Origin of the sequence: Algoriphagus aurantiacus, assembly GCF_035156405.1 — a bacterium.
In the GTDB taxonomy this organism is placed as follows: Bacteria; Bacteroidota; Bacteroidia; order Cytophagales; family Cyclobacteriaceae; genus Algoriphagus; species Algoriphagus aurantiacus.
The window spans coordinates 33,325-59,505 of record NZ_JAXRUT010000007.1; the positions used below are offsets into that span (position 1 = coordinate 33,325).

22 protein-coding genes are annotated in these 26,181 nt (G+C 40.5%); 17 read left to right on the forward strand and 5 right to left on the reverse strand.

What is annotated here, in order from left to right; translation table 11 throughout:
• Positions 1-495: 495 nt before the first annotated feature.
• A complete protein-coding gene (locus SYJ56_RS08915; RefSeq protein WP_323833581.1) occupies positions 496-1,377 on the forward strand; it encodes a PAS domain-containing protein in 882 nt (293 codons plus the stop codon).
• The gene (locus SYJ56_RS08920; protein WP_323833583.1) at positions 1,374-1,748 is read left to right on the forward strand and encodes a response regulator; all 375 of its coding nucleotides are present in this window, start codon (positions 1,374-1,376) and stop codon (positions 1,746-1,748) included. Before SYJ56_RS08915 ends, SYJ56_RS08920 begins: the two co-directional genes overlap by 4 nt.
• Before the next feature lie 132 nt (positions 1,749-1,880).
• Here the strand turns inward: SYJ56_RS08920 and SYJ56_RS08925 are convergent, their stop codons facing one another.
• The gene (locus tag SYJ56_RS08925; RefSeq protein WP_323833585.1) at positions 1,881-3,170 is read right to left on the reverse strand and encodes a nucleoside hydrolase-like domain-containing protein; all 1,290 of its coding nucleotides are present in this window, start codon (positions 3,168-3,170) and stop codon (positions 1,881-1,883) included.
• 316 nt (positions 3,171-3,486) lie between these two features.
• On the opposite strand from SYJ56_RS08925, the gene pnuC reads away from it, so the two are divergent.
• The 3 genes from pnuC to SYJ56_RS08940 all read left to right on the forward strand — a co-directional run bounded on the left by pnuC (position 3,487) and on the right by SYJ56_RS08940 (position 6,807).
• Entirely contained in the window at positions 3,487-4,113 is a 627-nt protein-coding gene (pnuC, locus tag SYJ56_RS08930) for a nicotinamide riboside transporter PnuC (protein WP_323833587.1), read from the forward strand.
• Complete coding sequence (locus SYJ56_RS08935; RefSeq protein ID WP_323833589.1) at positions 4,091-5,164, forward strand: acyl-CoA dehydrogenase family protein; 1,074 nt, start codon at positions 4,091-4,093, stop codon at positions 5,162-5,164. The genes pnuC and SYJ56_RS08935 overlap by 23 nt, the downstream gene beginning before the upstream one ends.
• A 143-nt stretch (positions 5,165-5,307) precedes the next feature.
• Positions 5,308-6,807, forward strand: coding sequence for a rhamnogalacturonan acetylesterase (locus SYJ56_RS08940; RefSeq protein WP_323833591.1), 1,500 nt, complete (start codon positions 5,308-5,310; stop codon positions 6,805-6,807).
• Between the two features lie 272 nt (positions 6,808-7,079).
• Here SYJ56_RS08940 and SYJ56_RS08945 read toward each other — a convergent pair whose 3' ends face one another.
• Entirely contained in the window at positions 7,080-8,537 is a 1,458-nt protein-coding gene (locus SYJ56_RS08945) for a glycoside hydrolase family 28 protein (RefSeq protein WP_323833592.1), read from the reverse strand.
• A gap of 323 nt (positions 8,538-8,860) precedes the next feature.
• On the opposite strand from SYJ56_RS08945, the gene rhaM reads away from it, so the two are divergent.
• From rhaM to SYJ56_RS08995, 10 genes are all read left to right on the forward strand, one after another.
• Entirely contained in the window at positions 8,861-9,178 is a 318-nt protein-coding gene (rhaM, locus tag SYJ56_RS08950; RefSeq protein ID WP_323833594.1) for an L-rhamnose mutarotase, read from the forward strand.
• Between the two features lie 12 nt (positions 9,179-9,190).
• The gene (locus tag SYJ56_RS08955; RefSeq protein ID WP_323833596.1) at positions 9,191-11,974 is read left to right on the forward strand and encodes a glycosyl hydrolase; all 2,784 of its coding nucleotides are present in this window, start codon (positions 9,191-9,193) and stop codon (positions 11,972-11,974) included.
• A 105-nt stretch (positions 11,975-12,079) separates the two neighbouring features.
• Positions 12,080-13,504, forward strand: coding sequence for a purine-cytosine permease family protein (locus SYJ56_RS08960; RefSeq protein ID WP_323833598.1), 1,425 nt, complete (start codon positions 12,080-12,082; stop codon positions 13,502-13,504).
• A gap of 2 nt (positions 13,505-13,506) precedes the next feature.
• A complete protein-coding gene (locus SYJ56_RS08965) occupies positions 13,507-13,695 on the forward strand; it encodes a hypothetical protein (RefSeq protein WP_323833600.1) in 189 nt (62 codons plus the stop codon).
• Between the two features lie 122 nt (positions 13,696-13,817).
• The gene (locus tag SYJ56_RS08970) at positions 13,818-15,095 is read left to right on the forward strand and encodes a sugar isomerase (RefSeq protein ID WP_323833602.1); all 1,278 of its coding nucleotides are present in this window, start codon (positions 13,818-13,820) and stop codon (positions 15,093-15,095) included.
• Positions 15,096-15,235: 140 nt separating this feature from the next.
• A complete protein-coding gene (locus tag SYJ56_RS08975) occupies positions 15,236-15,466 on the forward strand; it encodes an acyl carrier protein (protein ID WP_323822649.1) in 231 nt (76 codons plus the stop codon).
• A gap of 95 nt (positions 15,467-15,561) precedes the next feature.
• Positions 15,562-16,773, forward strand: a complete 1,212-nt coding sequence (locus tag SYJ56_RS08980) for a hypothetical protein (RefSeq protein WP_323833604.1) — start codon at positions 15,562-15,564, stop codon at positions 16,771-16,773.
• A gap of 171 nt (positions 16,774-16,944) precedes the next feature.
• Entirely contained in the window at positions 16,945-17,526 is a 582-nt protein-coding gene (locus tag SYJ56_RS08985; RefSeq protein ID WP_323833606.1) for an RNA polymerase sigma-70 factor, read from the forward strand.
• A 12-nt stretch (positions 17,527-17,538) separates the two neighbouring features.
• Positions 17,539-18,513 (forward strand): FecR family protein, encoded by a 975-nt coding sequence (locus SYJ56_RS08990; RefSeq protein WP_323833607.1) that lies wholly within the window; start codon positions 17,539-17,541, stop codon positions 18,511-18,513.
• 99 nt (positions 18,514-18,612) lie between these two features.
• Positions 18,613-20,382, forward strand: coding sequence for a peptidase associated/transthyretin-like domain-containing protein (locus SYJ56_RS08995; protein ID WP_323833608.1), 1,770 nt, complete (start codon positions 18,613-18,615; stop codon positions 20,380-20,382).
• Positions 20,383-20,770: 388 nt separating this feature from the next.
• On the opposite strand, the gene SYJ56_RS09000 is transcribed toward SYJ56_RS08995, so the two are convergent.
• Complete coding sequence (locus SYJ56_RS09000; protein WP_323833610.1) at positions 20,771-21,715, reverse strand: DUF4097 family beta strand repeat-containing protein; 945 nt, start codon at positions 21,713-21,715, stop codon at positions 20,771-20,773.
• A gap of 303 nt (positions 21,716-22,018) precedes the next feature.
• Between SYJ56_RS09000 and SYJ56_RS09005 the strand changes: the two genes are divergently transcribed.
• Positions 22,019-22,345, forward strand: a complete 327-nt coding sequence (locus SYJ56_RS09005) for an antibiotic biosynthesis monooxygenase family protein (RefSeq protein ID WP_323833611.1) — start codon at positions 22,019-22,021, stop codon at positions 22,343-22,345.
• A 72-nt stretch (positions 22,346-22,417) separates the two neighbouring features.
• Here the strand turns inward: SYJ56_RS09005 and SYJ56_RS09010 are convergent, their stop codons facing one another.
• A complete protein-coding gene (locus tag SYJ56_RS09010) occupies positions 22,418-22,990 on the reverse strand; it encodes a hypothetical protein (RefSeq protein WP_323833612.1) in 573 nt (190 codons plus the stop codon).
• Between the two features lie 154 nt (positions 22,991-23,144).
• Here SYJ56_RS09010 and SYJ56_RS09015 point away from each other — a divergent pair, with 154 nt between their 5' ends.
• Positions 23,145-24,212: an alpha/beta hydrolase gene (locus SYJ56_RS09015; protein ID WP_323833614.1), complete on the forward strand. Its 1,068-nt coding sequence runs from the start codon at positions 23,145-23,147 to the stop codon at positions 24,210-24,212.
• Between the two features lie 47 nt (positions 24,213-24,259).
• Here SYJ56_RS09015 and SYJ56_RS09020 read toward each other — a convergent pair whose 3' ends face one another.
• The gene (locus tag SYJ56_RS09020) at positions 24,260-26,161 is read right to left on the reverse strand and encodes a sialate O-acetylesterase (RefSeq protein ID WP_323833616.1); all 1,902 of its coding nucleotides are present in this window, start codon (positions 26,159-26,161) and stop codon (positions 24,260-24,262) included.
• Between the last annotated feature and the right edge of the window lie 20 nt (positions 26,162-26,181).

Consider the following 26,181-nt stretch of genomic DNA (forward strand, 5'->3'; position numbering starts at 1 on the left):
AAGATATGAAATGGCTATTGTCATTCCCTTACACAAAACCTTATGAGAAATACATAAATCCCACTTTTAAAATAAAATCTACATGTAAAATCAGGAGGCTCAAATACACCCTTCCTTCCAGCATTGATTACGAGGTAGCGAGAATTCAGCGATCAAATAGTTACTTCTTTAGGAGGTGAAAAATTCATAGAGAAAAAATATGGAGAAGAATAATTTTCCTTACTCTGCCAACGGAAAGTACAGCCCAGCCACCTTGGGATGGTAAGCAAAAGCTTAGGCTTAATAAATTGTGATTTTTTATATGATCCTCCAGAAAGCTACGCAAGTCATAGGAATTGATGATAGTCCCGGTCTCGACATTCCTACCAGTCATCCTGATCCATCGCCATTCACTGTCCCAATTGCATAGGAATTTAAAATCTTCCATCCTTCATTTATCAACAAGCCCTCCTACTTCCAGTCTCAGACCGGTTCCAGTAGTATTTGCACTTGAAAATGAAAATTGAAGAAGCTTTTGAAGAAGGTAAAGTACTCTGTTATTTATTGGATTTAGTTTTCCCAGATTTCCAGGGAAATGAATTAGTAGAGATTATTCAAAGAACGTTTAAAAACACATCTATAATTATTCTCATCGGCTATACAGACTTAAAGTTAGCTAGGACCTTGCTCTCAAAAGGAGTTTCAGACTTTTTATTGAAAGATGAAATTAACCCTGAAGTACTTTATAAAACCGTTGTTTACGCAATTGAAAGAGAAAACTTTATTGTAGGCCTGGAGAATTCCAAAAACACCTATCAAAATTTATTTGATTTCACCCCACAGCCTATGTGGCTATTTGATAATAAAACACTGCAGTTTTTGGATGTCAATGAAGCGGCTATTGAAAAATATGGCTATTGCAAAGATGAATTTATCACCTTAACAATCAGAGATATTCGCCCTAAAAGTGGAAATGTAGACTTGAATAAATTTCTTGCAAAAAGACATTCTGAAAAAATGACATTTTATGCCGGAATATTTGATCACTTGACTAAGTCCGGTAAGAATATCCAAGTAGAAATTTACAGCAGATTCTTCGAATTTAACTCTAAAAAGGCTACCCTGGTTCTCGCAAATGATATTACAGAAAAACTTCATCATATTAACGTTATCGAAAATCAAAATGATACGTTAAGAAAAATAGCTTGGACACAATCCCATGAAACTAGAGCTCCATTAGCACGAATCATGGGTTTGGTAGATCTTCTGGAAATTGATATGAATCCTAATCAAGAAGTTAGTTTTTTGTTTGAACAAATTAAAATTTCTGCAAAGGAATTGGATGAGATTATCCGTAAAATGGTAAAGGAATCAAGCACCATAAATATAAAAAAATGAGTAAAAATATTTTATTAGTAGATGATGACCCAATTTTTCTGTTAATTGCTACTAAATTAATAGGTAAATTTGAAGTTCCTGTTAATATAACATCTTATCATAACGGAAAGTTGGCTCTAGATTTTCTAACAAAAAACTACACTAGTTCAGAATCTTTTATAGTTCTCTTAGATATAAACATGCCTGTAATGAATGGCTGGGAATTTCTTGATAAACTGACTAATTTTAATTTTTATGATGAGATTGAAATTTATATAGTTTCCTCATCAACAGATGAAGTAGATATACAAAAAGCTGGCACTTATACTAACGTTGTTAAATTTATTTCCAAACCAATTGGAAAAGAAGATTATGAAGATATATTGAGTTAAATAAGTATATAACAGCCTTGCAATGGGAATAAATATTTATTTTTTTTGATTGGATAATAATATAGATCATCAGCCAATCTTATAGCACTTTTATTGAAGAGGATTTCCGAATAGTGAAAATGTCTCTTTCAATTATTTCAACCACTCCCACCTTTTAGCCCAATCTTTCAAAAACTCATTTCGATATTTCGATACGGTTTTGGCTCCCTGCTGATCCTGAAGATACAATTCTGGTTCCTGACGGTCGCTGTACCAGTTTTCACCTAGGAGATAATCAGTTGCTGCAGGTTTGCCCGGCCAAGGAATGATACTTACATATTTACCTTCCAAGCCATCCAATTCAACGATTTCACTACTTGTTTTATAGGTACCAACTTCGGGCTTTTTTGAGGAGTATTTTACACCATAAACTCCATCACCTAGATAGTATCCTGGCCATGTTTGATTTTGAATCTCTATTTCAAAAACTACAGAATCACCTGCAATTTCCAGTTTTGGTCCTTCAAACCTCCATTCTATTGTAGCATAGGCAGCAACCGTATCTGCTGAGGTACTTCCTCCATAAAAAACAGTTCTAGAACTGCGGTTAATTTTCTGAAAACTTCCTCCCCAGCTTTCTCCTATAGGGTTATTTGGATTACCATTCATGACATATGCCAATGAAGGGGTATCTCCCATTTTGATTTCTCCATCGTAATGGTTTTCAAAATTTTTACCCATTGCTCCTCCTCCCTGTATGTAGTTCGGGTAGAAGTTCTTACTGGAAATATCTTCCGGGGAGCCTTCATCAATAAACCAACCTCGGTAGGTTGCATTAGCCTCAATGATCCAAAGATCCGGATGGTATTCTGCTATATAACTGTAAGCATTGATGCTCCACTTTTTATTTGGCCCCCCTATCCAATATACCTTGATATGATCCTTAATCTCCGGCTTGTCATGTAGAGCCTGAGCCAAATCTTCCAATCCTCCCCATACCAGTACCCAAAGTGGCCGATCACTTTTCTTTATTGTCTCCTGAATTATCCAATCCGAGCCTTCGGTAGCCATGGAATAACCTATAAACGGTGCGCTATTGAATGCTCCTTGCTTAGTGATTTTCCTAAGTTCCTCTGGTTTCGGGAAATCCTTAGAATGCTTTATTAGCTTACTGTAATCAGTTTCATATAAATCAATTATATGTAAAAAATCATCTGCTCTACCTTTTCCGAAAGGTGAAGAAATCAAGCCCTCTAGTTCAAAAAGATCGGCATACATCAGCAAATGAATCATAGACTGGAAGTCGTCCGGATCGGTGCCACCTATATCAGAACTGATCAGGATTCTAGGTCTGTCCTTTTCTTCCTGCGCTAGTAGTCCATTGAAAATCAAAAGACTAAGAACCAATAGAAACCCTTCTTTTAGATAATCAATAGTGTTCATATTCAATTCAGAATAAGGATAGGTAAACAAGTATCCACATTTTTCTTCCAGGAACTATCTGTAGGTATCCTGATCTACCTATGCTATAAGTAAATAGGTGCATCACAGGTTATCGAATTAATTATGTCACCTCCCATTTCCACTAAAGCAATATTAATCTCTATATTAGCGCCATCAAATAAGGGGTGCCCTAAAAGTTACGGGCTGAGATCATACCCATCGGTGAGCGATCACCGAGCACCTGATCCGGGTAATGCCGGCGTAGGGATTAGATTATTGTTCTCCCTTTTTTGAATAATCATAAAACGTTATTCAAATGTTATTTTCCATTGACACGAGTCTGCTCGCAGAGCAGATCAAATCCACCAGTCTACTGGAGTGGATCGCTGTGAGTTTTGGGGTTACTGAAGTATTACTTGCCCGCAAAAACAATGTACTACTCTATCCGGCTGGTATCATCGGAATTCTGTGTTCTGGTTTCCTGCTGGTGGATGCGAAGCTCTACGCAGAGACCTTACTCCATGCCTATTATCTGGTAATGAGTATTTATGGCTGGGCTATGTGGAAAAACCGATCTGCCTCTGGGGCATCCCATATATCCAGAAGTACGGTTACTGAACAAAAAATCACTTTGGCAATTGCACTTGGTGGCTGGGCATTTCTCTACTTTATGCTTATCAATTTCACCGACTCCGATGTGCCGGTCGTAGATGCTTTTGTATCTTCTACAGCCTGGGCGGGTATGTGGCTTTTGGCAAAAAGAAAACTTGAAAACTGGATTTGGCTGAATGTATCCAATATCGTAGCTATTCCATTGCTCTTTCACAAGCAACTGATTCTAATCTCATTTCTCACCATTTTCCTTTTCATCGTAGCCATATTTGGTTATTTCGACTGGAAAAAAGAACTAGACCATCCCCATGGAAAATTCAAAACTGTTTAGCCCCGAACTTTCCGCAAAGGCAGAGGAACTCGGTCACCTTCCCGATGAATGGCTGGCAGAGATTTATTCTGAAAAATGGTTCAAGCTTTTTGTACCAAAAGACTTGGGAGGACTGGGGTGCACCCTACCTGAAGCCCTAAAAATTGAGGAAAAACTGGCAAAGTTGGACGGGAGTTTGGGTTGGACAGTGACGTTATGTGCAGGTGCAGCCTGGTTTGTCGGCTTTATGGAAGAGTCACTTCGCAATGATATTTTCCCTGGCAGCAAACTTTGCTTGGCAGGAAGTGGATTTGTCGGTGGAAAAGCAAACTTGGTCGGTGACAAGTATCTTATTTGCGGGAGTTGGACCTATGCCTCAGGAGCATTACATGCTACTCATCTCACTGCAAACTGCGAGATTCTAGCTGACGGAAAGGCTATGGTTGATAAAAAAGGAAAACCTATTATCAAAGCCTTTGTTCTAGATAGAAAAGATGTAATAATCCTCGATGGCTGGAATTACATGGGCATGATAGCTACCGGAAGCCATGCTTTTCGCTGCGATGATCTTGAGGTCCCGTTAAATCGCTGCTTTGAAATTCTTCCCGAAAAAGCACAGTTGATTGCAACCGTTTACCAATATCCTTTTCTGCAGTTTGCTGAAGCTACACTTGCAGCGAATATATTGGGAATTACCCTTCACCTAAAAGAATTGATAGAACAAGCATTCTGGAGAAGGCATGAATACCGAAAATACGACAAAAAGCATCTCAAGTATTTCAAGAAACTTCTGGGAAAGCAGGAGGAAAAACTCCAAAATCTCCGAAATGATTTCTATCATCGCATAAATACCTCATGGACTGAACTTGAAAAAAAAGGTAAACTTTCTGATGTACAATTAAAGGAAATCAGCAAAATCAGCCGAAAGCTAACTCAAAAGTGCAGAGAGATAAATGGCAAACTGTACCCTTTTTCAGGATTGGAGGCTGCGAAAACCCACACCGAACTCAATCGCGTTTGGCGCGATTTCAATACAGTTGGCCAGCATGCCTTATTGATATTTCCTTTTTAGATTTTAGAAATTCGCATTCTATTTAAGAGACTTTTCGAACAGAAGCCTATTGAAAACATCAGTTTAGTCCCTTTTGTAAACTATTCTTTCCTTACCTTAGGAAGCTCAATAACAGCTGATATTTTAGCTTATCCGAAAATTTCATGAAGCATAAAAGTATATTAAAGTCCTTAGTCATTTTTGCCTTGGCGCTCTTTTTTACCGCTTTTCAGCAGCTGAAAGAAGAAAAGAAAACGCTCTATTTAATCGGTGATTCTACAGTTAGAAATGGTGGAGAAGGAACTCTACAGCGAGGCTGGGGTAATTTTCTACACGAGTTTTTTGACAGCACCAAACTAGCAGTCAGTAACCAAGCCATGGCCGGTAGAAGTACCAGAACTTTTATCAAAGAAGGAAGATGGGATAAAGTCCTCGAAGCGCTGAAGCCTGGAGATTATGTAATTATGCAATTTGGGCATAATGAAGGAAGCGTTCCTGATATCACCAAAGCTGGCTACCGAGGTGTACTTAGAGGCTTGGGTGAGGAAACCAAAGAACTCACTTGGCCTGATGGCACACTGGAAACGGTTCATACCTATGGATGGTATTTGGAGAAATTCATCAGCGACACCAAAGCGAAAGGAGCAATTCCCATCATTGCCTCCATGATCCCGAGAAACAAATTTCAGGATGGAGAAACAGAAAGGGCCAATCAGGATTTTGGGAAATGGGCTAAGGAAGCGGCAAGAAAACAGGGAGCATCCTTTATTGACCTCAATTCAATAGTGGCTGACCAATATGATAAATGGGGACAAGAAGTCGTAAAAGGCCTTTTTGAGAAAGATCACACCCATACAAATGAAGCGGGCGCACGGATCAATGCATGGTCAATAACTGAAGGAATACGAAATCTGGAAAATTGCACGCTCAAAGATTACCTGACTAAGGATAAGCCTACTCTTTTTCTGATCGGAGATTCTACCGTGAAAAATGGTCAAGGCGATGGAGCCGGAGGACTTTGGGGATGGGGTGATTTTATCGCTCCTTATTTTGATAAGGAAAAAATCAAAGTCCAAAATCATGCACTTGGGGGTACAAGCAGCAGGACGTTTCAGACGTATGGACATTGGGAAAAGGTGCTGGAGAAATTAGAACCCGGAGATTATTTGATTATGCAGTTTGGGCATAATGACTCAAGTCCGCTGGATGATGAAGCCCGAGCCCGAGGCACGATCAAAAGTGCCGGACTGGAAGCTGAAAAGATCTACAATCCTATTACCAAGCGTCAAGAAACGGTTTACTCCTATGGACAATATTTGCGGCAGATGATTCTGACTGCCAAAGCCAAGGGCGTCACTCCTATCGTGTGCTCGCTGATTCCCCGAAACAACTGGAAAGATGGCAAAATCATCACAGCCGAAACTGATTACGGCCTCTGGGCAAAACAAGTCGCAGACGATACTGAAACGGCCTTTATCGATCTAAATCAACTGGTGGCTAATCAGTACAATCAATTGGGCGAGGAATATGTGAAAGCACATTTCTTCAATGAAACAGATCACACCCATACGATTGAGGAAGGCGCTGAGCTGAATGCAGAAATAGTGACAAATTCTATTAAAACTTTACCGGGAAATGGTTTAAAAGCTTTTCTTAAAGATTGAATTTTATGATTATTCGCTTAACTGCACATATGTGCTTTGTATTAATGCTAGAAGTTCAAATTTGGCAATTCCCTCCGCCGCGGCGGAGGGAAAGGGGGATTTTTTCAGGCTAGAACCAGACATAATTCTAGTACGTGCATTCATGCGGAATCATACATTGAATTTTATGTATTTGAATAGTGTCTTACTTCAAATAGAAGAACTTAGCCAAGGATTTACTACCAAACTCTGACAAGGTCATTCGGTCTTCAGTCTCCCGTCTCCCAGCTCTCCTAATCCTCCGTCTTCACAAGCTCCTTCACCTCTTTACCATTAAAAGTCACATTAGTAAACTTGGCGTTTTTGAAGTGGTTTACTTTAAACAATTCATCCACACCGTTAATTGTGCTGTTTATCATCTGGAAGTTCTCCACCGGTGAATCCTCGTATGCATCTATCATCACGGCATATTTTCCACCGTCTTCTACTTGCAGATTTTCTATGATTACATTCTTAATCTGCGGCAGATAATCTCCCTCCTCTTCGTAGAACATATTGAATCGTACCGCAGCTTCCTTGTATTTACCCACTTTCACATTTCTCATATAGACATTCTCCACGGTTCCTCCCCGCTTTGAACTTGTTTTGATACGAAGAACCCGGTCCAGATTCTCACTGCTCATCACTAGGTTTTGAGCAAAAATATTCTTAGCTCCACCGGAGATTTCACTTCCTATGACCACACCACCATGGCCTTCTTTCATCGTACATCCTTCGATGATGAAATTCTCAGAAGCCACTCCGATGTTTCTACCGTCCTGATTTCTACCTGATTTGATGGCAATACAATCGTCACCTGTGTCAAAATAGGTGTCTTTTATCAATACATTTTTACAAGCCTCAGGATCTACCCCATCGTTATTGGGTCCCAATGTCACAATCTTTAATCGCTCAATCGTGATATTTTCACTCAAAACCGGATGAATATTCCACATAGGACTGTTTATCAATTTTACATCTTGGATAAGAATATTCTTACACTTGTAGAATTGCACAAACTGGGGCCGTAAGTAATGGCCTTCTCCAAATATTCTCTCCTCAGCGGGCACTTCATCTGCAACCATCTGATGCAGCAGTGCACGGGCTTCTGTCTGTCTGCCCATGCCCTCTTTCCATCCATAGTGCATTGCGCCGCACCACCACCACCAGTTTGCCATATCTGCATTTCCATCCAAAATCCCATTTCCCGTGACAGCAATGTTTTCCTGCCCAAATGCATAAATAAAAGGCGAGTAATTCATCAACTCCATGCCTTCCCAACGGGAAAACACAACTGGTAAATAGTCTTTGTCATCTTGACTAAACTGAATGACTGCACTATCCGCCAAATGCAAATTGACATTTGATTTCAGATGGATTGCACCCGAGAGCCATGTTCCCTCAGGAACAACCACCCTTCCTCCTCCGGCTTCATTGCAAGCCTTGATAGCTGCCGCAAAAGCATCCGTGTTCTTAAACTTACCTCCTGCTTTGGCTCCAAAATCAGTAATCAAAAAATCCTGATCCTTAAATTCCGGAGCTACAATCTGCGCACGGATTGATGGCAGCAGTTCCCAAGGATCTGCATCTTTTTCTAGCTCTGTCTCGGTGTCGGAAGTTTTAGAATTGCAGCCTTGCATCATGCCTACAGCAAGACAAAAAAGCAAATAGAAAATATTTTTTGAATGGGATAAAATTGTAATTGACTTCATAATGGGATTAAATTTCGGTTTCTTATGTAGCACGTAGCAGATCCGTTTTATGCAATTTTAGCTAAGGTTATTTGCACAATCGATTCCATTTAAACTAGCCCAAGAGCTGTATTTGTCTATTTTTTCAGATTTAGAATTCAGCCTTTTCTGCGCAATAATCATTTGTCTTTTGTACAAAAAACATAGCGTTTTGCTTGAATAAGCAACTTTTCACGGATTAAATCAATATTTCTATGATTAGCACCTTAATCATTTTTCTAACCAACTAGCTTTTATAAATTACACCCTGTATATATTCTAACTAACAATTTTTACTACCCAAAATGCCCAGAAAACTAGCCTTTCGAATGAAATTGATCCCGGGTTTTGAGGAGGAATATGAAAGACGACACAGAGAGATTTGGCCCGAACTGGTCATTTTACTCAAAGACACCGGAATCATAGATTATCAGATCTTTTTAGACAAAGAGACTTCCTGTCTTTTCGCCTTTCAGGTGATCGAAGGAAAAGCCAACTCGCAAGATCTTGGCAGCACCGAGATTGTCCAACGCTGGTGGAAGCACATGGCTGATATTATGGAAACCAATCCGGACAACTCTCCTATTTCTGTAGAACTTCCAAACGTTTTTGATCTGCAATAACCTCCATTTCCAATGACCCCAAAAGCTAAAAACCTTTTTATTCTCACCATACCGATCCTACTGTTCTTCGGTTTCCATCAGGTAAAAAAAGAAGCACCAACCTCTGCTGAATGGCCCGAAATCAGCCAAACTGCCAAACCCTGGACGCGCTGGTGGTGGATGGGAAATGCGGTAGATGAAGAGAATCTTTCCGGACTATTGGAAACCTACCATGATGCGGGTCTGGGTGGAGTGGAAATCGCACCTATCTATGGGGCCAAAGGCTATGAAGATCGCTACATCGACTTTCTTTCCGAAGATTGGTTGAGCATGCTTGATTTTACGGTGAACAAAGCTCATTCTCTCGGGATGGGCGTGGATATGACTCAGGGAACGGGTTGGCCATTTGGAGGTCCGCAGGTAAGTGTGGAAAATGCAGCAACCAGGATGGTGATTCAGGATTATGAAAAATCAGATGGAGCGGCACTTTCTACTCCCATTCTATTTCAGAAGAAAAAAGAAACTCAGCCCGATGCACAATTGATCGCAGTGATGGCTTACGATGAAAATAACACTCCAAAGGAGATCACAACATTTGTAGACGATAAGGGAAAGTTAACCTGGGATGAAGCAGGAGATTGGAAGATCAAAGCTATTTTCTTGGATAAAACAGGTCAGATGGTAAAGCGAGCTGCTCCGGGTGGAGTCGGGTTTACATTGGATCACTTTAGTAAATCTGCTGTTGACACATATAATTCACATTTCCAGAAAGCATTCTCAGGTAAGGATTACGGTTTCCGGGCCTTTTATAATGATAGTTTCGAAGTGTATGGGGCTGATTTTACTGCCAGCTTTTTTGATGAATTTGAAAAGCGCCGAGGATATGATTTGAAGGAATTTCTACCCTACCTGGAAAGTGAAGAAAATTCGGATAAGGTGCGAAGAGTAAAATCTGACTACCGGGAAACCATCAATGATCTCCTATTGAATAACTTCACAAGGAACTGGACAACCTGGGCGCACAGTCAATCCAAATTGACCAAAAACCAAGCCCACGGTTCTCCCGGAAATCTACTTGATTTGTATGCTGCGGTAGATATTCCAGAATGTGAGACCTTTGGATCAAGCTATTTCCCTATTCCCGGTCTGCGCAGAGACAGCGCTGACATTCGAAATGTGGATCCAGATCCCATCATGCTGAAGTTTGCTTCCTCGGCGGCTCATTTAACAGGCAAAAACCTAGTTTCCTCCGAAACCTTTACCTGGTTGGGCGAGCATTTCAAATCCTCATTTGCCCAGATGAAACCTGAGGTGGAGCAGGCATTCCTTGCCGGAGTGAATCATATTTTCTATCATGGAGTCACCTACAGTCCAGAAGATGTCCCCTATCCCGGCTGGTTGTTTTATGCTTCCCTAAATCTTACTCAGCAAAATAGCCTTTGGCCACATTTCAAAGGGTTCAATGACTTTATTGCTAGATCACAGGCCATTTTACAGGCTGGAAAAGCGGATAATGAACTGCTGGTCTATTGGCCGGTTTATGATGTTTGGGCGGAGCCAAAAGGGAAAATGGAAATGATTACCGTGCATGCAGTAGATGAATGGCTACATCCTACCGCATTTTATAAGCAATCCAAAAAACTGATGGAGGCTGGATATTCTCTGGATTTTATTTCGGATGATATGATTGCAAATTCCAAGGTAGCCGATGGTCTGATTCAAACTTCGCAGCAAAATTCCGCAAAGGTTCTAATCATCCCTGAAACTGAGTTTATGCCGACAGAGACCTTACGAGCTATCTTAAAATTGGCAGAAAATGGTGCAAGAGTAATTTTCCAAGCCAAGCCAAAATCTATCCCGGGTTTTCATGCTGACCAAGAGTCAAAAGAGAATGATTTCAATCAATTGTGGACTTCAATACGGTTTGAAGGAGGAAAATCAAACCTTGGGAAAGGTGAAGTATTTCTTTCCGATAACCTTGGAAAAACCTTGGAAGATTTAGGGATCTATCGAGAAAAGCTAGTGGATTCCGGGCTTGATTTTGTCCGAAGAAAAGTAGAAGACGGTAAGTATTACTTTCTTGTAAATCATAGTTCGGAAACCGTGTCCCAGGTTATTTCACTTAACACTAAATCGGGAAAAGTGATGGCAATGGACCCGCTGACAGGCAAAACAGGAACAATTCCTTCTGGTAATTCAAGCGAAGGGACTAGTCTAACTATTTTCCTGAAATCAGGAGAATCTATTTTTCTCAAGACTTTTGATAAGCAAGTTGACTTGGAAGTCTCTTCTTGGCCCGATTACAGTTTACCATCAAAAACTACTGATATTTCCAAAAACTGGAAACTAACTTTTACCCAAGGCCAGCCAAATCTTCCTGCTCCCCAAGCCATGGAAATTATCAAACCCTGGACAGACAATGGAGATCCAGAAGCAGATGATTTCTCCGGACAGGCGAGCTATTCCTCTGAATTTGAATTTTTAAAAACGAATGGTAAGCACTATATATTGGCCATTGACAAAGTGTATGAAAGTGCCAAAATCTGGATTAATGGGGATTATGTAGGTACTACCTGGAGTATTCCTTATCAACTTGATATTACTGAGTATCTAAAAAATGGCAATAATACCATTAAAATTGAAGTAGCAAATCTAATGGCGAATAGCATACGATACCTGGATAGAAATGGGATTGAATGGAGAAATTACCACGAGATTAACTTCGTAAATATCGATTATAAACCATTTGACGCCAGTAATTGGAAAACAATGCCATCCGGACTCGATGGGAAAATTGAGATTTTAGAATTTCAATAATGAATTCAGCCTAAGCTGAGTTTTTATCCACTATAACCCATATAGTACAGGATACATGAACGTGTCTCCTAGCCTAATTTGAACTTCAAGCCCAAAAGAAAACCTATGTCATCAACCCAAAACCTGAAACAGCGACTCGAAGCTGTCAATGAATACGAGAGAACTCCCATTCCCAAGAACAAACTTAAAGGTTGGAAAAGCTTTATAGGCACTTACGCTGGTGAACATACCGCAGGAACTGAATTTGTATTGGGACCTCTTTTCGTAGCACACGGTGCATCCGCCGGAGATTTGGTGAGTGGCCTGATTGTAGGAAATATTCTCGCAATTCTTAGCTGGGCCTTTTTAACCGGAAAAGTAGCTGTTAAAACCAGGACCACATTGTATTATCAATTGGAAAAGATCGCCGGCAACCGATTTACCCTAGTTTATAATATAGTAAATGCAGCGTTATTCTGCTTCCTGGCAGGTTCGATGATTGCAGTGTCAGCCACCGCAGTAGGGATTCCCTTTAATCTTCCTATGCCATCTCTTACGGATGTTTACCCAAATAGTATAGGATGGATTATCACGGTTTTTTGCATTGGTGCCATTACGACGGTAGTCGCCATGTTCGGATTCAATGTGATCTCGAAATTCGCAAATATCGCAGCTCCATGGATGATTATGATCTTTATAGCAGCTGCGGTGGGTGTATTACCTAGATTAGGAATCAATTCCTTTTCTGAGTTTTGGCCTGTTGCTGAAAGTACCATCTGGAATGGAGTACCACTAGAAGGCCAATCCAAATTTACTTTCTGGCACATCATGTTCTTTGCTTGGTTTTGTAACATGGGGATGCATATCGGAATGGCAGACATGTCGCTTCTTCGCTACGCAAAGAAATGGACATACGGATTTTCATCTACTGCAGGTGTATTCCTAGGACACTTTATCGCATGGATGGCATCTGGAATTTTATATTCCCTCTTTCTTTTGGAATCTCAGGGCAGTTTGGTTTTCGCTCCGGGTCCCATCGCCTATGAAGCTGCCGGAATAGCAGGTGCTGTTTGTGTGGTGATTGCCGGTTGGACCACTGCAAACCCAACGCTGTATAGAGCTGGACTTGCTATCCAATCTATCAATCCAAAATGGAAAACATGGAAAGTGACACTCTTCGTGGGTTTGGTAACGACGATTGCAGCTTGCTTCCCTGCTTTGGTAATGCAGTTATTAGAATTCGTAGCGCTCTATGGGCTGATCCTAATGCCTCTGGGAGCAGTGATATTCTTGGATGTGGTTGTCCTTCCAAAAATGGGACTTGCCAGCAATTACGCAGAACTGACCAAGTCACATTTCAATCCGGCTGTAGGCATTACCTGGGCAATTTCTCTGATCTTTTGTTTGGGTTTGAATATTTATGGTGGAATTGAAATCTTCTTCCTTGGACTTCCGGGCTGGTTTGTAGCAGTTTTAGTCTACCTACTTGCATCAAAAGCTATTCAGAAAAAAGTAACAACTGTTTCTCCTACTGTCCCTTTAACTTATTGATTATGAAAAGTCTATTAAAAATCATATCATTCACTGCTTTAGCTTTGACACTCATCCCTTCCTTTTTGGTTTTAAAGGGAATAATAACGCCCGATCTTAGCAAAACACTAATGCTTATCGGTACCCTAGTTTGGTTTGGATCTGCCTCCTTTTGGTTGAATAAATCCGAGAAAGAAGAGGAAGTTGGGTAGGTTGTACCTGAAGACAAACTAAAGTCCAGCTTCTGGAGAAGCAGGACATCATTTAAAACCATTAAAAAACTACCGCGACCTCTGCGTGACCTTTGTGTCCTCTGCGGTAAAACCACATAACAATGAAACTTACATCAGATCAAATACAAGATCAGAATTTATTAAAATTAAGCGAACATGCCCGGAACTTTGAATTCCTGGCAGCTAGTCTGGACAAGAAAGGCTACAAAGTAGAAGTGCTGATTTCCAAACTTCAGGAATTACAAATAGCTATCCCAAGTTGGGCGCTGGGAACCGGTGGAACCCGTTTTGGAAGATTCTCCGGTGGTGGGGAACCTGCAACCCTAATCCAGAAAATCCAGGATGTAGGTATACTGCATGCACTTAACAAATCCAGCAATGCAGTTTCCCTTCATATACCATGGGATATACCCAATGATTACCAATCCATTAAAGACAGTGCATCGGAAGTAGGAATCGGCTTCGATGCAGTAAATTCAAATACTTTTCAAGACCAGGCTAATCAGGAAAACAGCTACAAATTCGGTTCCTTGGCCAATTCTGAGGCAGCCGTTCGTGAATTGGCAGTGGAGCACAATAAGCAGGTAATCGAGATTGGAGAGAAATTGGGTTCAAAAGCATTAACAGTCTGGTTGGCGGATGGAAGCAGTTTCCCGGGACAGCATAGCCTGAGAAAATCTCTGGAGAACACGCATTTGTCCTTACAGGAAATTTATAAAGCGGTGCCGGAAGACTGGAAGCTCCTCATAGAATACAAACCTTATGAACCCTATTTCTACAGCACAGTCATTCAGGATTGGGGGACTTCCTTTCTGCTGGCAAATAAACTGGGCAAAAAGGCGTATACGCTTGTGGATCTTGGTCACCACCTGCCCAATACAAATATTGAACAGATCGTGGCCACGCTGATGACAGAAGGAAAATTGGGCGGATTCCACTTTAATGATTCCAAATATGGAGATGATGATCTGACTGTGGGTAGCATCAAACCATACCAGTTATTCTTGATTTTTCAGGAACTGGTGAAGGGTTTTGAGGAAACCAATAATCCCCCACTTTCCTGGATGATCGATGCCAGTCACAACCTGAAAGATCCTATGGAAGATTTGATCCAATCCGTGCAGGCAATCAAACTGTCTTATGCACAAGCTCTTTTAGTGGATAGCAAATCATTGGAAGCTGCACAGGAAATCCATGATGTGACTGGAGCACAGGAAATATTGCAGGATGCCTATAGAACCGATCTTCGCCCTTTGCTGGCCGAAGCGATACGCAGATCGGGTGGAGCAATTGATCCTATTAATACATTCCGAACACTTAAAGTAAGAGATTCATTAATCAAGGAAAGAGGCTTAAAATCAATATCTTCTGGATTATAAACTTTAAAGCAGCTTTTCCAAAGTTTAGAACTTTGGAAAAGCTTCATTTTCTACTTTTTTATTTTTTTTGCCTTCCCAACTAAGGGTAATTACTTCTCAGGCTGTCAAGATAACGACACCACAAATCGTCATCACAGCATATGGGAAAATATAGCCAACTCCGAAAAATCACACAAGTCTTCAGCGAATACGGAATCGTATTGACTGGAGCTCGAAAGCATGATCACTTCATTTTCGACCTGAGAATGGACAAAATCTTCCTGAATGGGTTGATTTTCGAATTGGAATATGCCCTTAACAAGGAGCTCGAAGACCATAAAATCATTCAGGTAAACGCCCCGTCCCAATTGATCGCTTTGCTTCTCGATTGATTCCATTTACCCATTAAACATCACACAGACAATTATTAATGATGTCTAAGCAGCACTTTACTGATGTCTGCCTTGAGCCGAAAACAAAAACATCCATGAAAACTTCAGTATTAAAAATCACAATACTTTCCTTCCTTTTTTTACAAATGATTTCCATTTCATATGGCCAGGAGAAAAGCCCAGCGCACTTAGGGTTATTTTATCCTATTTCTACCCACGGAACTGAGGCAGCAGATTACAGCAACCATTTCAGTCTTCATTTACTCACCGGACTATCTGGAGGAGAAACTGGTGCTGCCATCTACGGTTTGGCTGGTATAGTCAAAGGAGACGTGCAAGGCGCACAGATTTCAGGACTTTGGAATAATGTCTCAGGAAAAGTAACTGGATTCCAAGCCGCAGGAATACTGAATCAAAGCGCTGATGCTACCCAAGCAGCACAAGTCGCAGGAATCAGCAACATAAACTTAGGCAATGTATCCTTTCAGGCTTCAGGCATTTTTAATACTGCCGAGATGGTGACGGGAGCTCAATTTGCGGGGATTTCAAATATCGCAGACACAATCGATGGAATTCAGGTATCAGGAATCGCTAGTCTAACCAAGTCAGTAAAGGGTTTGCAGGTAGCCGGTATTGCTAGTCTTTCACCTGAAATCGATGGCGCACAGATCGCCGGAATCGCTACAGTGTCCAAAAATATAAAAGGTATTCAAATTGCGGGAATTTCGAATGTAGCTGAGCATGTAGAAGGCATGCAGATCGCAGGGCTGGTCAATAGAGCTAAAACCGTTAAAGGCATGCAAATCGGTCTGATAAATATCTCGGACAGCAGTGATTATACCATTGGCTTGCTGAATATTGTGAAAAATGGCGATCATAGATTGGGGGTTTCGGTGGATGAAAATCTAAATTCATTCCTGACATTCCGCTCCGGTGGAAAAAAGGTTTACGGTATTATTGGCTTGGGGACAAATTTCGATAGCAAAGATGAAAATTATGGTTTTGAGGCAGGTCTAGGGTTGAATTTAACAGAAAGTGCCCACTTCCGATTGGATATGGAAGGAGTCAGCAAATATCTGACTGATTTCGAATGTAAGGATTACTACAAATTCAGCTTCCAAATACTTCCTGCGCTGAAGATTTCCCAAAGCATTCATCTCTTCGCCGGACCAACCCTTTCTTATATGTATGCAAATGAGCTGGATATTGTTGACCACTCAGGTTTGGCGATTTGGGATGAATTTCACCGCGAAAATTACCAAGCCATTCTTCTGGGATTCACTGCGGGTCTGAATGTGAGGTTTTGAGGAAACTTGTCGGATGTCAGGTGCTGGATGACCGATGTTAGCTGCATCGGTCACCCTCATCAAACATCCGACAGTTAACACTATTGCTAATATTCTCATAATTTTACCAAAAGCACTAAGGGTAAGAGCAGCTAAGCTTGTCATATCCATGAAAGCATCAAATAATCAAAGGTGACAGAGACCCTACCACTTTCGTCAAATACAACAACGCTCGTCGATGAACAGTCATTCGAAGCCGTTTTCAAAACCTATTTTAAGGCGTTGCACGCCTATGCAATGGCTATTCTTAAAGAATCTGAAGCTGCTGAAGAAATCGTGCAGAGTGTATTTCTCAAACTTTGGGAAAAGCGAGATTCTATTGAAATCAACAGTTCTATAAAAGCATATCTCTATAGAGCTGTGTACCATGACAGTCTGAACTACATCAACCATCAGAAAGTGAAACGGAAACATTGGGATCATGCGCATTATGAAATGACTCAGGGTAAACCTGAGCTAGTCGGTGAGCAGATCAAAGGCCAAGAAAATGAATTGTATGAGCGCTTTCAATTAGCGCTGGAAAAATTACCTGAAAAATGCCGGATGGTATTTAATCTCAGCAGGTTTGAAGAACTGAAATATCAGGAAATAGCCAACCGGCTAGACATTTCCATCAAAACAGTGGAAGCACATATGGGTAAGGCGCTGAAAACGTTGCGGGTGGAATTGGCAGAGTTTCTTCCTTTGCTTTTGATGTTTTTGATAAATATATAAGCAATGGAAACCATGAACGAAGAAAAATTGATCAAATATTTGCTTCAGGAGAGTAATTCCGAGGAGACCAAAGCTGTTGAAGAATGGATTTCTGAGGATGAGGCAAATCAAAAGGAATTAGATAAAATACAGTGGATATGGAATTCCAGTAAGGTGTTATTGGAAAAAAGCGAAGTGGATGAAAAGCTAGCCTGGCAGAAATTCACCACGCTTAGAGATCAAAAAGTAGAGAATAAACCAAGGCAAACTCAGCGTTTTTTGCAAAGCAATTGGTCCAGAGCGGCTGCAGCAATCACCTTGATATTTGTATCAGCTTGGGTTTATTCAGCCTTTCTTCCACAATCAGGAAAAGCATACTACAGTTCAGTTGAACTTCAGTCAGAAAGCACTGCCATAGAAGTTCCTTTGCTCGATGGAACCACAATTACTTTGAATAGAAATACCACGTTGAACTACTCTCAGAAGCTTTTTGGCAATGTGAGAAATGCGAGTTTGGAAAGTGGAGAAGCCTTCTTTGATGTGAAAAGAAATGAACAAAAGCCTTTTGTAATCCAAACTGAGAATGTTTCTATCACAGTTTTAGGAACAAGTTTCCATGTCAAGACTGCCCAAAACACAACAGAAGTGATCGTAGTCACAGGCTCAGTCCAGGTGGAAATCGATGGAAAGAAAGAAGTACTTACACCAGACGAAAAGCTGAGAATTAATCAGCAAACTGGTGAAATGATAAAGTCGCAACCTTCCAATAAGCTTTACAATTATTATGTTAGCAAAAAATTTCAAGCCGACAGAATCCCTTTGGGAGATTTGGTGAAGGCACTTAATGAGGCTTATGATTCTAATATAGAAATCACCAAAGCAGAATTAAAAACCTTACCTATTACCACCACTCTGGAATATGGCTCTCTGAATAAAAATCTTGAGGTAATTAGGGAAACCTTAAATCTGAATATAGGTCAACAGGATGGGAAAATTATCATCGAGTAATACATACCACTTTTGAGAATATAGGACTAGGGTTGAAAAATCTTGGTCCTTACTTTATTATATTCATCCTCAATTCTTGCTTTTAAAAATTTCACCTTAATGCCGCGCTCAAAATCACTTTTTCAGGGCTCTCTCCTGCTCTTGCTGGTATTGATCAACTCGATCGATGGATTTTCGCAAATGATGCTGGAGAAAAAAATCAGGATTCAAAGTGACGATGAGCTCAGTCTGCGTCAAATGCTGGATACCCTGTCAGACCAAAATGATTTCTATTTTTCTTATGAAAGTACACTGGTACAACTGGACAAACCCATGGGAACCGATCGGTTCTCGGGTACAATTGGGGAATTTCTATTAAAAGAGTTGGGTGATTCCTATGAATACAAGGAATTGCCTGGCTACATCATCATCCGATATGCCCCTGAAAAGCTTGATCTGGATGCTGAAATGCAGACCAGATTTAAAACCGTAACAGTCAAAGGCTATATTAAAAATGTACGAACCAATGAAGTAGTAAGGCAGGCTAGTATCTATGACAAAAATAGCCTTGCTTCTACTCTGACCGATGACAAGGGATATTTCAAATTGAAATATAAGAAGCTGGATTCGTCGATTTGGCTTACACTGAGCAAGGAGCATTATCGAGATACTACTTTTTTGCTCTTACCGACCGTGAGTATTGTTGCTGATAAGGAAAACCGCAGGTTCCGATACTTACCAGGTGATAGCACTACCAGGGAAATGGAAGATAGTTTTTTGGGAAGGATGTTTATTGGTTTCAGGCAGAGATTACAAGGTATGAATGTGGGCAGTTTCTTTGCTGAAAGCCCATTTCAGATGTCCCTGACTCCAGGTCTAAGCTCCAAAGGCATGTTCAACAGTCAAACGATCAGTAATTTTTCACTGAATTTAATCGGAGGATATACCGCGGGAATTGAAGGGCTGGAGGTCGCAGGGATTTTCAACATCAATAAAAGAGATGTCAAATCTGTTCAAGTGGCTGGAATATTTAACATGGTAGGCGGAAGCTCAAAAGGTCTTCAGGTGGGTGGCATATATAATTCAGTGTATAAAAATGTAGATGGACTGCAAGTCGGAGGAATATATAACCATGTCAAAGGAAATGTAAAGGGACTCCAAATAGGAGGAATAGCCAATCAAGTAGAAAATAATGCCGATGTTCAGATTGCTGGTATTGTCAATCTGGCCAGAACTTCAAACCACTTTCAGCTTGGCGGGATATCCAATATTGCCGTTGAATCTGCAGGTTTTCAATTGGCAGGAATTTCCAACATTGCCGGGGACTCTGTAAACCATCAATTCACGTCCATTATCAACAGAGCCAAAAAAGTCAACGGCTTTCAATTTGCGTTGATTAATGTTGCAGAAGAAAACGACTACCCAATTGGCTTGCTGAACTTTGTTCGAAACGGAGAGATAAGTCTTTCTTTAGGTCTTGATGAGTCAAGTTTCACTCATCTTAATATTAGATCCGGGGGCAGGAAAATGTATGGAATTCTTGGGCTAGCTTATAATCTTCGGGACATTGATACGCCTATTGGGTTAGAGGCGGGATTAGGAATACACCTGCTCCCTAACTCCAAATTCTCTTTAGACACAGAATTTGTAAGCCTAACAGCCAGCGATTTTCAAACAGTGTCCAATCATATTCAATCTTTTCGACTAGTCCCCGGATACCTAATTGGCAATCATCTCCGTATTTTTGCGGGTCCAAGTCTCAACTTCGCATTCTTGGATCCAGGTCAGGAGAACTTTACTAATGGCTGGAATATACTGGATAAAACCACTTCCAATGGAATCTACCGTAGTTTTGGGGGAGTTACGGGCGGATTACAGGTTGTATTTTAAGCATACGGTGACAGTGCATACCTCCTGGTTCAAGACTTCAGTCTTGGACCTCTTTTAATGCAGTCTTTAGACTGCCGGAGAAAAGAATAACAAATAGGATTTAATTGCAAATTAGATCCAGCTTCTGGAGAAGCAGGATAACATAACCTTGACACCATCGTACCCGCCCCTGCAAGAGGTACGGCCTGTCCCGCAATTTTGCCGGGAACATTGCAGTCTAGATTGAAAGAGATTGCTTCGTTCCTACCGATGACGTAATAATCTAGCATTCCCTGGCAATTATCACTAAACAGCGTCCTCCTGCTAAAACCTCCGTCTCCTTGGCGGTAATACTTTCAAAAAAAAACCCGGCCGTAGCCGGATTTTGTATGAGATGAACAACTTTTCACTACTTCTTAATTTGAATATTGCCACTAGAGACAACCCCAAATACGGTATGGGGAGAACCATTATCGATCTTCAATGAACCAGTAGATGTACTCTCCCCCACTCTAAGATTTCCACTGGAGGTTTTCAAATCAAAATTAAAATCCTTCAAGTCGGAATCTGTCTGTATATCAAAATTTCCAGACGACCCTTCAAATTCTGTATTTGGGCCAAAAAATGAATCATCCACACTGTAATTTCCTGAGGAAATTTTCAATCTTCCGATTTCCTGAATTCCGCTCAAAACTCCGTTTCCAGAGTTCAATGAACTGTTTACTTTCCCATCAATCTGACTAAACGTAAACTTCCCGCTGGAACCAACCGCATTTAAATTCCCTTCAAGGTTTGAGATAGTGGCATTTCCAGATGAAATCTCTAATTGAACATCCCCCTCTAGATCGTAGGCATTTATCCTACCTGAACTTAACACCAAATCTATATTGTCAGCACGCAAATTTGAAAGTTCTACATTTCCTGATCCCCCACTAAATTCAAAATTCTCAGAGGTAAGCCGGTGAATTTTTATATTACCAGACCCAGCCTCCACATCCATCGCCATCGATTCAGGACCGGTAAGATTGATATAGCCACGATTATTGCCAGTACCGATACCGTGTCTTTCCACTTCGATGATCAGCTGATTCTGGACCACTCGATATTCAATTGAGTAATTCCCCTTTCTACTGGACTCCAACGATCCCAGGAGTTGTACAGATTCGGCATTTTCATTTCCTTGATAAGTCACATCAAGAAATGAGGACTCAATCTCAATAGAAGTAATCCCGGTGAATTCTTCGTCAATGGACTGAACTAACTCAAGGTCAGCATCACAGGATGTCAATGAAGCAAAAGCGGAGCTAAGTAGCGCCAATGCTAAAAATCGAAATTTAATTGGTTTTGTTTTCATAAACAGGTAGCATTTTAATGATATATACTATGAACTAGTCTGCATACGCACATACGTACGCTGATTTAAATTTCTCTGTTTAGTCGATGTTAAGTATTTGATTTAGATCAATTTGTAAAGAAAAAGTCTTTTTCTGAGATGAATTAGAAATGAGGATTCATCACTTACCCAGCGCTGTCGGATCACTTACTACTTACAAATTTTCCTAAATTTCAATCGAAAAACACAGATTTTCAACTCATTTTTAGCAGATATAGATTAGACAGTTTACTTTGTATTTACCCTTAGCTGAAATAAAAAAAAATGATAGCCAATACTCCTGATCCACCTTATTACGCAGTGATTTTTTCGAATATCAGAACTCAAATTGAAGAAGGTTATGAAGAAACTGCCTTGGAAATGGTGCGATTAGCTGAAGCCCAAGAAGGGTATTTAGGACATGAAAGTATAAGGGACGGATTGGGTATTACTGTTAGTTACTGGGAAAGTTTAGATGCGATTCGCAATTGGAAACAGCAGACTGATCACCTCCTAGCCCAAAAAATGGGGCGGAAAAAATGGTATTCAGCTTATAAAACTCGAATTTGTTTGGTAGAACGGGATTATGGGTTTGAGATTTCAAATAGCTGAATTCGGCCATCTGAAATCCCAAACTTTACAGCAAAAAATCTAGTGTCTTTTGTCTTAACACTCATTCAATTATCAAAAAGCATAACCAAATCCTACTCCAGCAAATAATGGCCAAAATCCATTATTATTAAATATTGGATTGATATTGATCTTCCAGGTAAATCCTCCATCCACTGGAATTCGTCTATAGCCAAAATTCATAGTACCCATTAAACTAGGTGAACCATCTACATCAAGAATAAAACTATAATTATCAGACCCGTAGGTGGTACACGTATACATTCCTGTATTAGAATCGTAATATCCATCGATACAATAATTATTCTGATTTTCGGTAAAGGTAAAAAAAGTAGCCCCTAGACCTACCTCAAAGTAATGTGGCCCTTTACCCATCAGTTTATTCACCATCACAGGAAGGGAAAAGAAGGAATCCCCATCCAAGGCATAACCACCAAAACCAACTCTCATACCCCATGAGTCCATTTTAGTTTTATCAAATCGAAAGTCATAGTTAAAACTATAAGGTAAGCCTGGCCCGCCTAATTCCACATAAATAGTTTGAGTTGCCAGTTTAGTTTCTGTTTCCTGAGCAAGTACTAACTGACTACATGCCAGCAATAAGAATCCAAGGATAATACGTTTCATAAATATTGGTTTAAGAATTATTAATACGAATTAACGCATTTAGCTCTAATTTGATGTTTAGCTTTGAAAAAATTTACTGTTTTAATAGTTTTAAATTTTACAGTTTTATTAATTTTTCAAAAAACATTACTAATGCTTTTAACTATCTGATCTCATGCTAAGGAAAATACTACTCGGGATTTTTGCCGCAGCGATGGTGCTCGCCATTGTTTATATGCTGGGTCCAAAGGTGAAAAATGAAGAAATAGCCATAGAATTCCCTGAAGTACCTACTCGACTGGCTGAGCTGCAGAGCTATGTAAACCAAAGAGAGGATTCTGTGATCGGCCTAAAACCTGGAAATGAAGCCTACATAGTCTGGGCTGATAGCCTAAACAAGCGCAAGACTCCCTACGCTATTGTTTATATCCATGGATTTGGTGCTAGTCCCATGGAAGGAGATCCTGTGCATAGATTTCTTGCCGCTCATTTCGGTGCAAATCTTTTTGTAACTCGACTGCCTGATCATGGTATTAAAAGAGAAAATGGTTTGGAGTACTTAAGTCCTCAGGCTTTAGCCAACGCCGCTGGTGAGGCTTATAAGATCGGAAAAAGTCTTGGTGACGAGGTGATCGTTGTTGGAACATCAATGGGAGGAGCATTGACATTGCTTCTAGCAAGCCAGCAACCTGATATCAAAGCAGTGGCAGTTTATTCCCCTGCTATCCGGGATTACGGCGAGAAGCTTTCAGCATTTTTCAATCCTTGGGCCCAAAAAATAATGGAAAAGACTATGATGAAAAATAAAATAATTCATCAGACACGGGAAGGCGAAAAAGCCATGTATTGGTCCGAAGATTATCATATGAATGCTTACGAGAGTCTTGCGATCATTTTATATAGCAACATGAATGAAAATACATTCAAAAAAATAAAGCAACCCTTGTTTTTAGGATACTACTACAAAGACAATGAAGCCCAGGACGATGTGGTCTCAGTACCGAAGATGAAGGAAATGTATGAGCAGATTTCTACGCCAGCAACATTGAAGCGTGAAAAAGCTTTTCCTAATTCAGGTGATCATGTGATAGGAAGTTCTATTACCTCTGGAGACTGGGAAGGTGTACTCTTCAGTACAATTGATTTCTTAGAAAATGTGGTGAAAATTCCTGCTAAACCTGAATTTCAGGAGAAAGTAGATGAGTTGCTGCAAGTCCAGGAATCTATGGGGAAAATCGAATAACAGGTTAAAAGGCCAAGCTGTTAGACTTGGCCTTTTAACCTAATTAGTTATTCAAACTTCGCTCTGAATGGTTCAGCCGGTAAACCAAGATTGTTTACCAAATTTACTTCAGGATTATCAGCCCAGGCATAGCGAATCTCACCTGTTTCAATCCCTGCCTCTAACACAATCTGCACCGTTTCCTTATCAACGATAGAAGCAATGACTTGATGAAAATCACCGTTCTCCTTTGCCGCTATAAATCCTTTCACAGCTTCACCTTCATTAAGTTTTATTCCCTCACCAACGGATTTAAACTTGATCATCAAGTCATTTCCCTGTCTATAAAGTGAATCAAACTGAGGCCCCGAAGCTAAATTCTTGTCTCCATAAGCCACTTTTTTAGCCTGTAGCCAAAGTCTTTCACCCACATCCTTTTTATTTCTGGGATGAATATCACTGGCTTCTCCTATGTCGATTATCGTTGCCATCCCAGTATGAGGGAGTTCCAATGTCTGGGCCTGCGCTTCTCTTAAAAATGCCCAATCACTATCTGGCTGAACTTCTTCTCGCTCCATGAAATTGGCCAATTGTACAAAAAGGAAAGGAAAATCACCTTGTCCCCATGCGTCTCTCCAGTTAGTAATCATAGTAGAGAAAAGTTCTTTATATTCCTCATGACGACCAGCATTGCTTTCGCCTTGATACCAAATCGCACCTCTGATGGTATATTTGGTAATCGGAGCAATCATTGCATTGTACATCATCCCCGGCATCCAATTATACCATTCTACTTTTGGAAGCATGGGCTCAACTGCCCTATTTGAGTAGCTCCAAGTCCCTTCCAGTGAGATTTTCTTATCCGCTTCTAGCAAATACATTTCGCCTTCCTGTCCAATTCTAGGCTGATTATTCCAAGAATTGATCGCACGAATCGAGAGTACATTGTTACCTTCTTGAAGCATATCTGCCGGGATTTCAATATCAGGCATCGTAGTTCCCCAGTCCTTGTGATGCAACAATTCCCCATTGAGATACACATAAGCCATTTGATCCAAAAAAGGCAAATGAAGCGTTACATTGTCCTTATTTGCAATAGTAAACTTCTTGCGAACCCAGGCAATATGTTGTAAAGGATTTGCCTGAGGAAGACTGATCTTGTTCCAGTTTGAATCATCAAAGCTGATTGAGGAGGCTTTAAGTGCTGCAAGAGAGTCTGGGTTACTAACCAAGGAATCTCGCATTTGACGATTCGACTCATTCTCTTTCAGCTTAGCATCCCAACTGGCATTGTTTTCTATCACATCTTTTGCTTGTTCTGTAAACGAACCTTCCATTTCGGCCAAAATCTCGACATCTGTCCAGCCTTCTACAGGTGTTCCACCCCAATTTGACTCTATGATTCCCACCGGAACCTTTTTTTCCTGATTATTTCGCTTCGCAAAAAACCACGCAACGGCTGAAAAATCTGGCATATTCAATGAATCAGCCACTTTCCATTCTCCTCCTACCACATCATCCAGCTTTACAGCACTATAAGAATTTGGAACTTTAAAAAACCTGATCTGGGGATTTCCACCTTCTGCAAATTCCTTTTCAGCCCCAATTACCTGAGATTTAAGTCTCCATTCCATATTTGACTGACCCCCTGCCACCCAAACATCACCAATATAGACATCATTGATTTTTTGTTGATTTACCTCCAGAATAAAAGGTCCTCCAGCTGACAATTTAGGCAATTGCAACATCCATGTACTATCTGCTTCCACTGTACTACTAGTGACTGCACCAGCCAAACTTACCCGTACATTCTTACCAGGAACACCTTTGCCCCAAACGGAAATAGATTCATCGCGTTGCACGACCATTCCATCACCAAACAGCTTAGGTAAGGTTACTTGTGAGTCAAATTTTGAGGATTCACATGAAAATAGGATAAGTAGGACAAATACATTCCAAGTATGCTTCATAGGGTTTGGTTAATTCTAAT

Coding starts and splice junctions, on each gene's coding strand:
- SYJ56_RS08915 (WP_323833581.1), top strand. CDS start 496: ATGAAAATTGAAGAAGCTTTTGAAGAAGGTAAAGTACTCTGTTATTTA.
- SYJ56_RS08920 (WP_323833583.1), top strand. CDS start 1,374: ATGAGTAAAAATATTTTATTAGTAGATGATGACCCAATTTTTCTGTTA.
- SYJ56_RS08925 (WP_323833585.1), bottom strand. CDS start 3,170: ATGAACACTATTGATTATCTAAAAGAAGGGTTTCTATTGGTTCTTAGT.
- pnuC (WP_323833587.1), top strand. CDS start 3,487: ATGTTATTTTCCATTGACACGAGTCTGCTCGCAGAGCAGATCAAATCC.
- SYJ56_RS08935 (WP_323833589.1), top strand. CDS start 4,091: ATGGAAAATTCAAAACTGTTTAGCCCCGAACTTTCCGCAAAGGCAGAG.
- SYJ56_RS08940 (WP_323833591.1), top strand. CDS start 5,308: ATGAAGCATAAAAGTATATTAAAGTCCTTAGTCATTTTTGCCTTGGCG.
- SYJ56_RS08945 (WP_323833592.1), bottom strand. CDS start 8,537: ATGAAGTCAATTACAATTTTATCCCATTCAAAAAATATTTTCTATTTG.
- rhaM (WP_323833594.1), top strand. CDS start 8,861: ATGCCCAGAAAACTAGCCTTTCGAATGAAATTGATCCCGGGTTTTGAG.
- SYJ56_RS08955 (WP_323833596.1), top strand. CDS start 9,191: ATGACCCCAAAAGCTAAAAACCTTTTTATTCTCACCATACCGATCCTA.
- SYJ56_RS08960 (WP_323833598.1), top strand. CDS start 12,080: ATGTCATCAACCCAAAACCTGAAACAGCGACTCGAAGCTGTCAATGAA.
- SYJ56_RS08965 (WP_323833600.1), top strand. CDS start 13,507: ATGAAAAGTCTATTAAAAATCATATCATTCACTGCTTTAGCTTTGACA.
- SYJ56_RS08970 (WP_323833602.1), top strand. CDS start 13,818: ATGAAACTTACATCAGATCAAATACAAGATCAGAATTTATTAAAATTA.
- SYJ56_RS08975 (WP_323822649.1), top strand. CDS start 15,236: ATGGGAAAATATAGCCAACTCCGAAAAATCACACAAGTCTTCAGCGAA.
- SYJ56_RS08980 (WP_323833604.1), top strand. CDS start 15,562: ATGAAAACTTCAGTATTAAAAATCACAATACTTTCCTTCCTTTTTTTA.
- SYJ56_RS08990 (WP_323833607.1), top strand. CDS start 17,539: ATGAACGAAGAAAAATTGATCAAATATTTGCTTCAGGAGAGTAATTCC.
- SYJ56_RS08995 (WP_323833608.1), top strand. CDS start 18,613: ATGCCGCGCTCAAAATCACTTTTTCAGGGCTCTCTCCTGCTCTTGCTG.
- SYJ56_RS09000 (WP_323833610.1), bottom strand. CDS start 21,715: ATGAAAACAAAACCAATTAAATTTCGATTTTTAGCATTGGCGCTACTT.
- SYJ56_RS09005 (WP_323833611.1), top strand. CDS start 22,019: ATGATAGCCAATACTCCTGATCCACCTTATTACGCAGTGATTTTTTCG.
- SYJ56_RS09010 (WP_323833612.1), bottom strand. CDS start 22,990: ATGAAACGTATTATCCTTGGATTCTTATTGCTGGCATGTAGTCAGTTA.
- SYJ56_RS09015 (WP_323833614.1), top strand. CDS start 23,145: ATGCTAAGGAAAATACTACTCGGGATTTTTGCCGCAGCGATGGTGCTC.
- SYJ56_RS09020 (WP_323833616.1), bottom strand. CDS start 26,161: ATGAAGCATACTTGGAATGTATTTGTCCTACTTATCCTATTTTCATGT.